The following is a 10,923-nucleotide window of genomic DNA, read 5'->3' on the forward strand; positions in this document are numbered from 1 at the left end:
ATGGCCCGCGCCCCTGCTCCCCGTTCGCCCTGGCGCCGCCGCCTTTCGATCACGATCAAGCTGATGATCGCGCTCGGAGTGCTGGCGCTTGGTGCTCTTGTCACCGCGGTGTACATCGCGCGTGCGCAGCTGCCCTCGTTCGAGGAGCTGAAATCCTCGCCCAACGGCCAGATGATCCGCGTGCACGCGGTGGATGGCACGGTGCTGGTATCGATCGGCCCGAGCTACGGCGAATGGCTGCCTTTTGATCGTATCCCGCGTGTGATGCGCGATGCGACCATCGCGGTCGAGGACAAGCGCTTCTACAGTCATCTGGGCGTTGATCCGATCGGCGTCGCGCGCTCGGTCAAGGTACGCCTCGATCGCGGGCGCTGGGTGCAGGGCGGCTCCACCATCACCCAGCAGCTCGCCCGCAACGTTTTCCTCAACAATCAGAAGAAGTTCGGCCGCAAGTTCCGCGAATGGATCCTTGCGCTGGCGATGGAGCGCAAGTTCACCAAGGATCAGGTGCTCGAGCTGTACCTGAACAAGGTCTATTACGGCGGCGGCGCTTATGGGATCGATGCCGCGTCGCGCAAATTCTTCGGTCATGGCGCCAATCGGCTGTCGCTGAGCGAGGCCGCGATTATCGCCGGGCTGGTCAAGGCGCCGTCCAACTACTCGCCCACCGCGGACGCGCAGGCGGCGGTTGACCGTGCGCAGGTCGTGCTGCGGGTGATGGCGGAAAACGGCGTGATCAGCGCGGGCGAGGCGGCCGATGCGAACCCGGACGCGGTGAAGCTCGCGCCCGAGCCCAAGCAGAACAGCGTTCGTTACTTCACCGATTGGGCGTTGCCGCAGCTCGAATTGCTGATCGATGAAACGGAACGGCCACTTGAGGTCTGGACGACGCTTGATCTGAACATGCAGCGGGCGGCCGATGCGGCCGTGCGCGCCAATGCCCCCGCCGGCGCGCAGGGCGCCTTGGTGGCGCTGGACCGCGACGGCGCGGTTCGGGCGATGGTCGGCGGCAAGGACTATGTGTCCTCCATCTACAATCGTGCCACTCAGGCGCAGCGCCAGCCTGGCTCCGCGTTCAAGCTCTTCGTCTATCTGGCGGCGCTGGAAGCGGGAATGACGCCCGAATCCACCGTTGTCGACGAGCCGGTGTCGATCGGCGGGTGGAGCCCCCGGAACAGCTCCCGACGCTTCTCCGGACAGGTCACGCTGCGCACGGCGTTCGCCTATTCGCTGAACACCGTGGCGGCGAAGCTTGGGCAGCAGGTCGGCTTCACCACCGTTGCCGACATGGCTCGGCGTTTCGGCATCACATCCACGATCAACACGCATCCGTCGATGGTCCTTGGAACCTCGGACGTCCGCCTGATCGACATGACCCGCGCCTTCGCCAGCGTCGCCAACAAGGGCGTGGCGGTGACGCCGTTTGGCATCACCAAAGTGACGGCGAACAATGAAGTGATCTTCGAGCATGAGGTGGATCGCAGCCGCGTGCTTGTCGCGCCCTATGTCGCGGCGCAGATGACGGATCTGCTTCAGACGGCGGTCAACACCGGTACCGGCCGCGCGGCGCAGATCGGACGGCCGGTGGCTGGCAAGACCGGCACCACCTCTTCATCCAAGGACGGATGGTTCCTTGGCTTCTCGTCCGGGCTCACGACGGGCGTCTGGATGGGGCGTGACGATGCGAAGGCGGTCGGCGGCCTGCAGGGCGGCGCGGCGCCGGCCCGCGCTTTTGCGCAGTTCATGGGCAAGGCGGTGGCGAAGCGGCCGATCGAACAGTTCGAAACCGAAGTGACGCTCCCCGAATGGCAGCTGGAGCCAGATGAAGAGAGCTATTTCGGGGAGCCGGACAATAGCGTCTTCGTGGATGAAACCGGCGCGCCGATCGCGGCGGACGGCGTGCCACTGCCGGATGACGGCTATGGCCGGGGCGTTGAGCGACCCTCGCCGCGTGGCGAACGTCCGGTTCCCGAAGGCTATTATGAGGAACCGCTAGCGCCGGCAGCACCCGAACAGCGGCTGGATCAGGATTGGATCGACCGCGTGACGGGGCGCGAGCCGCCCCGCGAACCGCGTCGCGATCGACGGGTTCAGCCGCCGCCGCCGCCGGTCGAGGAACGCCCGTACCAGTGAAGCGAAGCGCCGTTGGTGCGTAGCCATTGGCGATGCGGGGTCGGATCTTCGCCATAGATCGCTTCAACCAGAGCGTGAAACGCGGGCGAATGGTTCATGTGGATACGATGGGCGACCTCGTGCGCGGCGGTCGCCTGCCGCACGGCGGCCGGCGCCAACAGGAGGCGCCAGCTATATCGTATCGCTCCGTCGCTGGTGCAGCTTCCCCAGCGGCCGCGCGGGTCACCGATCGACACGCGCGCGACGCGCACACCGGCGCGATCGGCATAGAGGCTGGTGTCAGCCTCCAGCAGCCGCAGCGCTTCCCGCCGCAGCCAGCCTTCGACCCGCCGAGCCACGGTTGCGGACGCGCCGGAGAGTAGCAGCCGATTGCCTTCCCGCCGCACGATGCGTGATGCGCCCTCCCGCCACTCGATCGTCACCCAGTCGTCTGCGACCGGAATGATGGCGCCCGGCGCGAATGGTCTCGCCTGCGGCAGATTGGCACGCTGCGCTGCGATCCACTCGCGGTGGCCCGCGGCCCAGGCAAGCGCCTTGGTGGCGGAGGCCCGCTTGGGGATCGTCAGGCGAATCCGGCCGCTTGCGGGATCGAACGCCAGCTTGACCCGGCGGGCGGTCGGATGGCGGACAATCTCGATGTCTTCGGTCACAGACCGCAGGATATCGCCAGATCGGTGTGCCACGCGGCGATCACAGCCGGCGGTCCGTCATGTGATACTCAAGTTCGCCGGCATCATCTTCGCTGATCGTCCATCCGCGAACGGACTCGCCGGCGCGATGCACCGCCTCGCGATCACCGGAGACAAGGTAATGCCATGCCGGCAGCGGCTCGCCATTCAAACGCAGCCGGTAGGCGCAGGTGCTGGGCAGCCACTCGATCGCATCCACGTTGCGCATGGAAAGGCGCACGCATTCTGAGACATAGGCGTGGCGATGGCGGTAATTGGAACATTGGCCGCTGCGGCGGTCGAGCAGGCGACAAGCAACGTTGGTGGCGAACAGCTCGCCTGTTTCCTCATCCTCCAGCTTGTGGAGGCAGCACTTGCCGCAGCCGTCGCACAGCGCCTCCCACTGTGCGCGGTCCAGCTTGTCGAGCGGCGTGTCTTCCCAGAAGCGGTTCATTCGGCCCAGCGTTTGATCTCATCGGCAATCGCCTGAGGTGCGCTGTCCTGCGGGAGCAAGGCGAGCGGCTTTCCCTCTGGCGACATCAGGTAAGCCTGGCGGCTGTGATCCATCAGATAGCCGTCCGGCGTGCCCTTGCCTCGCTGATAGAAGATGGCGAACTCCTTGGCCACCTTGGATATTTCGTCCTGCGTCCCGGTCAGGCCAATCATCCGCGGGTGAAAGGCGGAGACGAACTGCTTCAGAACCGCCGGTGTATCGCGCACCGGGTCGATGGTGACGAACACGGGAACGATCCGCTGGGCCAGCTCCGGATCGCTCTTGTCGAGCAGCTTCAGCGCGGCTGCCAGGTTCTGCACGTCGACGGGGCAGACGTCCGGACAGAAGGTGTAACCGAAATACATGATCCGGTACCGGCCCGCGAGGGACGAGTCGGACAGGCGCTTTCCATCCTGATCGGTCAGCGTGAACGAACCGCCGATCCTCGCTCCTTCCAGCGGCGGGCGGGCCGGCGATTGCGCCGGGGAGCAGGCGACAAGGGCGAGTGGCACTAACCAGGCAAGGGCACGGACATTCATGGCACCGCCAGCCTTGATCTGTTAGGGCGGGCGCCGCAACCATCAGATGGATCGTTTGCCAGTGAAGACGCTTAGCCGCCTGTTCGTCCCCCTGTTCATTCTTGCTGCGTTTCCGGCCGCCGCGCAGCAGCAGTCGCAGGGGTACAAGTTTCTTGAAGCCGTGCGTAAGTCCAAGGGCGATGAAGTCGTGCAGATGCTTGATCAGCCCGGTCAGCGCATCGTCAACGCCCGCGATATTACTACGGGTGAAGGGGCGCTGCACATCGTGGTGAAGCGCGGCGACGGAACCTATCTGCGCTTCTTGCTGGCACGCGGGGCCGATCCGAACATGCGTGATGGTCGCGGCGACACCCCGCTGCTGCTGGCGGTGCAATATGGCCAGAATGCGCTGGTCGACATTCTAACGGCAGCGAAGGCGAACCCGAACCTGGGTAATGGCGGTGGTGAAACGCCGCTGATCCGTGCGGTCCAGAAGCGTGATCTTCCGATGGTCCGCAGCCTGTTGGCGGCAGGCGCCAACCCCGACCAGACCGACAATATCGCCGGCATGTCCGCCAGGGACTATGCCAAGGCCGACACGCGCTCTCCCGCCATCGCCAAGCTGATCGACGAAAAGCCCAAGCGTGCGGTCCGTGCCGTCGCTGGTCCGCGGATGTAATAGGGCCGACGGACGGTAAGCGGCGGCAAAAGAGCTATGACGCATCATCCGATCGCCTGCGTGCTAATCGGCGCCGCTGCCCCGGCGGCTAGCGCGGGCGCAGGCCGTCAAACATCAGGCGAAGGGCGCCGCTGACCTGTGCCGCCGCCCGCTCGCGACTTTGCGACGGACGCACGACTGCACTGGCCATGCGGGCGGCCAGAACGATGTCGCGCGGCATGATCGTGTCGGCGATTTCACCGCGCTGCCGCGCCACCGCGACAGCTGGCTCCAGGATACGTTCGAGCCTGCCGGCGAGCGCGTCAAAGGCTGCCCGGTTGCCCTGATCAAGCTGAAGATCGGCAGCGATCCTGGCGAACAGGGATGCCGCGACGGCGCCGTCCAGCACGAAGGCGGAAAGTATCTCGATCAGCGGGCGGGCGGGATCGAGCCCGCTTTCCAGCCGGTCCGCCTCACGCGAGAAGATCGCCAGGACCAGCGCCTCGCGATCCTTGAAGTTGCGGTAAAGCGTCCCGCGACCGACGCCCGCGCGCTCCGCGATCGTGTCGAGCGGTACGCGATAGCCCTCTGCCGTGAAGCACAGAACGGCCGAGGCTATCAGTGCCTCCCGGCGTTCCTGCGCATCCCGTCGCGGCGCTCGGCTCCGCTGCCGTTCTGGTTCATCGAGCCCCATGCCAGGCTCCCCTATAGGCAAAAAGTCGCGATTGTACCGCCCAACCATCGGTTCGGAGGGGCAATTTTTCGGTATTGTCGTGGCCCGAAACGGGATCATCCTGGCCGTGGAACGGCCTCCATCCGGGGAAAGCCGGCCATTGGCGCAAACGCCGCTGGGCAAGCGCCGCTGGGCAAGGCAGGCGTGCCGATCTAAGCAACGCGGACGGCGCGGTCCCGTGCAGGTCGGCGCGAAAGGGGAGAGAGATGGACCACGAAGCCAGGGCTGACCTGTCACATCTGCGCAAGGTGGTCGGCGCGTCGATGGCAGGTACCATCGTCGAATGGTATGAGTTCTTTCTCTACGGTACGGCCGCCACGCTGGTGTTCGGCAAGCTGTTCTTCCCGCAGACCGGCAACAACCTCGACGGCATCATCGCCGCCTTCGCCACTTATGCCGTCGGCTTCATCGCCCGGCCGCTTGGAGGGATAGTGTTCGGCCATGTCGGCGACCGGATCGGGCGCAAGTCGCTGCTGCAGTTCAGCCTGGTGCTGATCGGCGCCTCGACCTTCTTGATGGGCTGCCTGCCCGGCTTCGCGACGATCGGCTATTGGGCGCCCGCGCTGCTGGTGACGCTGCGCTTCATCCAGGGCTTCGCACTGGGCGGCGAATGGGGCGGTGCCATCCTGCTGGTGACCGAGCACAGCCCGAACCGCAGCCGCGCCTTTTGGGGCAGTTTCCCGCAGGCCGGCGTGCCGCTGGGCAACGTGCTCGCCACCGTCGTGCTCCTGCTTCTTTCCACCTTTTTGACGGAGGACGCCTTTCTCGCCTGGGGCTGGCGCGTCGCCTTTTGGCTGTCGGTGATCATCATCGCGATCGGCTATTACATCCGCACGCAGGTGAGCGACTCACCGCTGTTCCACGCCGCACGCGCGGAGGCGGAACAGCGCAAGGATGCGGGGCATGGCGTTTCGCAGGTGTTCCGGCGCTATCCGCGGGCCGTGTTCAACGCGATGGGCCTGCGCTTCGGCGAGAACATCCTCTACTACATGGTCGTCACCTTCTCGATCACCTATCTGGCGCATCGCGGCATCGCGACCAGCCGCATCCTGGGGCTGCTGTTCCTGGGCCATTTGCTTCACGTGATCGTCATCCCAGTGGCCGGCGCGCTGGCGGACCGGATCGGGCGGCGTCCGGTCTACATCCTGGGTGCCGCGCTGGCGATTGGCTGGCCCTTTGCGGCCTTTCCGATGTTCAACACCGGGGACACGGCAACCATGCTGGCCGCGATCATGGCGGGCCTTGCGGTGCACGGCCTGATGTATGCGCCGCAGCCCGCCATCATGGCGGAAATGTTCCCGACGCGAATGCGCTATTCCGGCGTGTCGCTGGGCTATCAGGTGACGGCCATCGTTGCCGGCTCCTGGGCGCCGCTGATCGGGGCGGCGATGCTGCGTGCCTATGACAGCTGGGTCCCGCTTGCCATTTATGTGGGCCTGAGCGCCGCCGTCAGCCTGGTCGCCGCGCTGTTCATGCGCGAAAGCCGGGGCGTGTCGCTGCGCGCGCTTGATGCGGAAGATCGGCGGCGCATGGCCGGCTGATTGGGGGCCGGCTCAGCTTTCGGCGCTCGCTTCCTCGCGCACCGGATCGCGCTGACGTCGCAGGCGAAGCCCCACGAAGAGCACGGTCGGCCAGAACAGCGTGTTCAACGTATCGCCGATCGTGTCCGGCCACCGCCATGACCCGTGATTGTACCGATCAATACATTCATTGAGCAGCTGAAGAACCACCACGAACACCAAGGGCACTGGCGTGGCGAGCGAACGGCGCGTGATCAGCCGGGCCAGCATGAGCGCGGCCATCCCGCCATGAACATGCGCGATCGTGTCGCCACCGCTGTTGAACAAGCCGGCAACGAAGTTCTTCAGGGCGACATAGTCCATGGAGCGCGCTTAGCTGTTGCGGCAGGCGCCTGTCATCCGCCGCCTTGCTCCCGATGGTCACTTCGTTCCTCAACAGGACGACCCGTGCGGCCCGTCCGCCAACATTCTGTCTCGCGGGGCGAGCTACGCGCTGATAGGCTGAGCCACGGGGATCCTGGGGGAAACATGCGGTTCGTTGGCTTTTCGATCGTTCTGGCGAGCGCGCTCGCCGGCAATGTGGCGGCGCAGTCGCGCCCTTCCGCAGCGGACGCGGCGGGTAAGCGCGTGGCCAGTGGACGGGAGGTGCGTTACGCGCCCAGTTGGGACTGGGTAATCGCCCCGCCGGCCGCAACCGAGGCACCGCTGCCGCCGGGCGCCCCGCTGCGCTTCGTCTATTCGGACAGCCAGGTGCGCGTCAGCAACGGCGTGCAGGACGAGTACCAGGCGTGGAAGGCGAAGCTTCTCTCGCCCGAGGGCCTGGCCATCGGCAACATCGCCGTCACCTGGTCCCCGGCCAGTGAGGAGATGATCGTTCACCGGCTGGCGATCATTCGTGACGGCAAGAGCATCGACGTGCTCGCGGCACAGAAGTTCGCCGTTATCCAGCGCGAGAATGATCTCGAACAGTCGATGCTTTATGGCGATCTGACCGCCACATTGCAGGCGGCGGGGCTTCAGGTCGGGGACGAGCTGGAGTTCGCGGCGACCAAGCGGCGTCGCGCGATCGGACCAGTCGACCGGGCCGATGGCTTCATGCAATTCCCGCTGATGGGCATGCGCGGCGCGTATCGCTTGCGCGTGCTGTCGCCCAAAGCCACGCCGTTGACGTTCCGCAACGCCGCCGACGTGCCGACCCCGATCGTGCGTGATCTGGGCGGTGAGGTCGAGCATCAATACCTGCTGGTCGATCCTTCATCCGTGACCGTGCCGGAGCAGGCGCCATTACGGTATATGGTGAAGCGGCTGGTGCAGTTCAGCGACTATGCCGATTGGGCAACCCTCTCGCGGTCGTTCGCCGGCTCCTATGTGCAGGCAGCGGTGCTAGCGCCGGACTCGCCGGTGCGCGCCGAAGCTCGGCGGATCGCGGCGGAAACCAGTGATCCGGCGGGCCGCGTGGCAGCGGCGCTGCGGCTGGTGCAGGATCGCATCCGCTACGTCTATGTGGGGCTGGACGGCGGTAACTACCGGCCCGCCAATGCCGACGAGACGTGGAGCCGCAAGTTCGGCGACTGCAAGGGCAAGACCGCGCTGCTGATCGCCCTGCTTCAGGAGATGGGCATCGCCGCCGAGCCCGTGCTGGTGGCAAGCAAGGGCGGCGATGGCTTGGACGAGCGACTGCCCAGCCCGTCGCTGTTCGACCATGTGGTGGTGCGTGCGACGGTCAATGGCGCGCCGGTGTGGCTTGACGGCACGCGGCTGGGCGATCGCTCGCTGGACGCGCTAGACCCGCCCTTGTCACGCTGGGTCCTGCCGCTGCGCGCCAAGGGCGCGGCGCTGGAAGCGATCGTCTTACCCGCCCCACGCCTGCCGAACCGGGTCGAGGTGGTAGACATCGATGCCACCGCGGGTTTCGACAAGCCCGGCCGTTTTCGCATTCAGCAGACCCTGCGCGGCGACGAAATCTACGGCATCCGCGCGCAGCTGGCCGGGGTGGCCGCCAGTGACGCGGACAAGATGCTCGCCGCCTACTGGCGGCAGCAATATCCCGCGGTGGAGGCGACACGTACCACCTGGCGCTTCGACGAGGACAATCGCTTGCTCGTGCTTGGCCTGGAGGGCGAGGGCAAGGTCGATTGGGAGGGCGACGCCAAGGAGGGGCATACCCATTATCTCTTCGGCGGCGGCTTTCCGCCCCCGTCCGAGCTGAAGCGGCCCAAGGATCAGCCGCAGGACGCGCCCTATGCCAATGATTATCCTGCCTTCTCCTGCTATGCCACGACGGTGAAGGTGCCACCGGCAGGCAAGGGCTTCCGCTGGTCCTTTTCCTCCAACCCGATGGATCGTACGCTGGGCGGCATCTCCTATTGGCGCATCTCGTCCTTCGACGGGCAGGTCGCGCGCATGGTGAAGAGCCGCCGGGTCGACGCGCCGGAGATCAGCGCCGCGGAGGCGGCGGCGCTGAACGCCGCCATATCAGCGTTCGACAACAACAAGGCTTATGTCTGGGAAGTGAAGAGCAAGGGCTCGTCGATTGTGGCGGACGCGACCAACCGGTTCGGCAGTTTCGAGGATTTCGCCGGTGCCGCGCCGCCGTGCCAGAGCCAGGTGCGCACGATCGCCGCCGCCACGCCCGCGAAGGCACCCGCAGACAGGACCGAGAAGAGCGACGCGAACTAACGGGCTGCGCCGGATGGCGCTTTCGCGCTAGGGGCGGCGGCATGGAAAATCGCGCCAACCCTTCCGCCGAGGCACCGTCCGGCGACCTGACCTATACCGGCTATCTCCGGCTGGACGAGCTGCTCGCCTGCCAGACGCCGCTGTCCGACACGCATGATGAAATGCTGTTCATCGTCATCCACCAGGCATCCGAACTGTGGATGAAATTGTGCCTGCACGAACTGACCGCGGCGCGCCGGGCGATTGCGGAGGATCGGCTCGACACCGCGTTCAAGATGATGGCGCGCGTTGCGCGGGTGCAGCAGCAGTTGATCGGCAGCTGGGAGATCCTGGCGACGATCACCCCGGCCGATTATTCCGCGATGCGCGGCAAGCTCGGCTCAAGCTCCGGCTTCCAGTCGCACCAGTATCGCGCGATGGAATTCCTGATGGGGAACAAGAACGCCGGAATGATCCGCGTGTTCGGTGATTCCCCGCATCTGCAGGCGCTGCTGCAGGATGCGCTGGAGCAGCCGAGCATCTATGATGAGGCGCTGAGAGCGCTGGCGCGGGCAGGGCTGCCAGTCCCGCAGGAGCAGCTGACGCGCGATGTGACTCAGCCCTATGAGGCGTCGCCCGAGGTGGAGGACTGCTGGCGCACGGTCTATGCCGCGCCCGAGCGTTACTGGAACCTCTATGAACTCGCCGAAAAGCTGGTCGATTTGGAATATCGCTTTCAGCTCTGGCGGTTCGGGCATCTGAAGACGGTGGAGCGGGTGATCGGCTTCAAGCGCGGGACGGGGGGCACGGCGGGAGTGCCCTATCTCGCGCGGGTGATCGATCAGGTGTTCTTCCCCGAACTGCTGACGGTGAGGGCGGTGCTGTGACCCGGTGGCCCGATCTCGCCCAGGTCAAAGCCATGGACGCGGCCGATCCGCTGCGCGCCTGTCGCACGCGTTTCGCGTTGCCCGAAGGGCTGATCTACCTCGACGGCAATTCGCTGGGCGCGCTGCCCGTGGACACGCCGGCGCGGATCGCCGCCACGGTCGAGGGGCAATGGGGTACGGACCTGATCGCGAGCTGGAACAAACATGGCTGGATCGACGCGCCGGTTAGGCTTGGCGCGCGCATCGCGCCGCTGATCGGCGCGGCGACGGATGAGGTGATCGTGGCCGATTCCACTTCGGCCAACCTGTTCAAGCTGATCACCGCCGCCTGCCTGGCGCAGCCTGGGCGGTCGACGATCCTGACCGAGCCGGGCAATTTCCCCACCGATCTGTATATCGCGCAAGGCGTGGCGGCGGTGCTGCCGGAGCGGCGGGTACGCACGATGCCGGCGGCGGAGATGGCGGCGGCGATCGACGGCGACACGGCCGTCGTGGTGCTGACCCATGTTCACTACAAGACCGGGGCGATGCTCGACATGGCCGGGCTGACGGCGGCGGCGCAGGCGGCGGGCGCGCTGATCCTATGGGACCTCAGCCATAGCGCCGGTGCGGTGGCGGTGGATCTTGGCGGTTGCCACGTCGATCTGGCGGTCGG

Annotated in this window: 11 protein-coding genes; 6 read left to right on the forward strand and 5 right to left on the reverse strand. The window is 66.1% G+C overall.

Going from position 1 to position 10,923, the window contains the following annotated elements:
* Complete coding sequence (locus tag AX702_RS00890; RefSeq protein WP_082745903.1) at positions 1 to 2,133, forward strand: transglycosylase domain-containing protein; 2,133 nt, start codon at positions 1 to 3, stop codon at positions 2,131 to 2,133.
* Here AX702_RS00890 and AX702_RS00895 read toward each other — a convergent pair.
* From AX702_RS00895 to AX702_RS00905, 3 genes are read right to left on the reverse strand one after another with little or no spacing between them, the layout of a single operon-like run.
* On the reverse strand, positions 2,091 to 2,783 hold the full coding sequence (locus AX702_RS00895; RefSeq protein ID WP_066775136.1) for a M48 family metallopeptidase: 693 nt from the start codon (positions 2,781 to 2,783) through the stop codon (positions 2,091 to 2,093). The two genes, AX702_RS00890 and AX702_RS00895, sit on opposite strands and share 43 nt — an antisense overlap.
* 40 nt (positions 2,784 to 2,823) lie before the next feature.
* Entirely contained in the window at positions 2,824 to 3,255 is a 432-nt protein-coding gene (locus AX702_RS00900; protein WP_177179130.1) for a YcgN family cysteine cluster protein, read from the reverse strand.
* Positions 3,252 to 3,833 (reverse strand): SCO family protein, encoded by a 582-nt coding sequence (locus tag AX702_RS00905; protein ID WP_066775141.1) that lies wholly within the window; start codon positions 3,831 to 3,833, stop codon positions 3,252 to 3,254. Before AX702_RS00905 ends, AX702_RS00900 begins: the two co-directional genes overlap by 4 nt.
* Before the next feature lie 61 nt (positions 3,834 to 3,894).
* Here AX702_RS00905 and AX702_RS00910 point away from each other — a divergent pair, with 61 nt between their 5' ends.
* Positions 3,895 to 4,491 carry an ankyrin repeat domain-containing protein gene (locus AX702_RS00910; protein WP_331710368.1) on the forward strand — a complete coding sequence of 199 codons (597 nt, stop codon included), beginning with the start codon at positions 3,895 to 3,897 and terminating at the stop codon, positions 4,489 to 4,491.
* Between the two features lie 88 nt (positions 4,492 to 4,579).
* On the opposite strand, the gene AX702_RS00915 is transcribed toward AX702_RS00910, so the two are convergent.
* A complete protein-coding gene (locus tag AX702_RS00915) occupies positions 4,580 to 5,164 on the reverse strand; it encodes a TetR/AcrR family transcriptional regulator (RefSeq protein ID WP_066775145.1) in 585 nt (194 codons plus the stop codon).
* A 245-nt stretch (positions 5,165 to 5,409) separates the two neighbouring features.
* Between AX702_RS00915 and AX702_RS00920 the strand changes: the two genes are divergently transcribed.
* The gene (locus tag AX702_RS00920; protein ID WP_066775153.1) at positions 5,410 to 6,744 is read left to right on the forward strand and encodes an MFS transporter; all 1,335 of its coding nucleotides are present in this window, start codon (positions 5,410 to 5,412) and stop codon (positions 6,742 to 6,744) included.
* A gap of 12 nt (positions 6,745 to 6,756) precedes the next feature.
* Here AX702_RS00920 and AX702_RS00925 read toward each other — a convergent pair whose 3' ends face one another.
* Complete coding sequence (locus AX702_RS00925) at positions 6,757 to 7,086, reverse strand: hypothetical protein (RefSeq protein ID WP_066775156.1); 330 nt, start codon at positions 7,084 to 7,086, stop codon at positions 6,757 to 6,759.
* Positions 7,087 to 7,251: 165 nt separating this feature from the next.
* On the opposite strand from AX702_RS00925, the gene AX702_RS00930 reads away from it, so the two are divergent.
* The 3 genes from AX702_RS00930 to AX702_RS00940 all read left to right on the forward strand — a co-directional run.
* Positions 7,252 to 9,402: a DUF3857 domain-containing transglutaminase family protein gene (locus AX702_RS00930; protein WP_066775159.1), complete on the forward strand. Its 2,151-nt coding sequence runs from the start codon at positions 7,252 to 7,254 to the stop codon at positions 9,400 to 9,402.
* A 41-nt stretch (positions 9,403 to 9,443) separates the two neighbouring features.
* Positions 9,444 to 10,268 carry a tryptophan 2,3-dioxygenase gene (locus AX702_RS00935; RefSeq protein WP_066775162.1) on the forward strand — a complete coding sequence of 275 codons (825 nt, stop codon included), beginning with the start codon at positions 9,444 to 9,446 and terminating at the stop codon, positions 10,266 to 10,268.
* Positions 10,265 to 10,923: aminotransferase class V-fold PLP-dependent enzyme (locus AX702_RS00940; RefSeq protein ID WP_331710369.1), on the forward strand; the 659-nt coding region annotated here is incomplete at its 3' end. The genes AX702_RS00935 and AX702_RS00940, both read left to right, overlap by 4 nt.

The organism is Sphingomonas sp. CCH5-D11, assembly GCF_001557395.1.
GTDB lineage: Bacteria > Pseudomonadota > Alphaproteobacteria > Sphingomonadales > Sphingomonadaceae > Sphingomonas.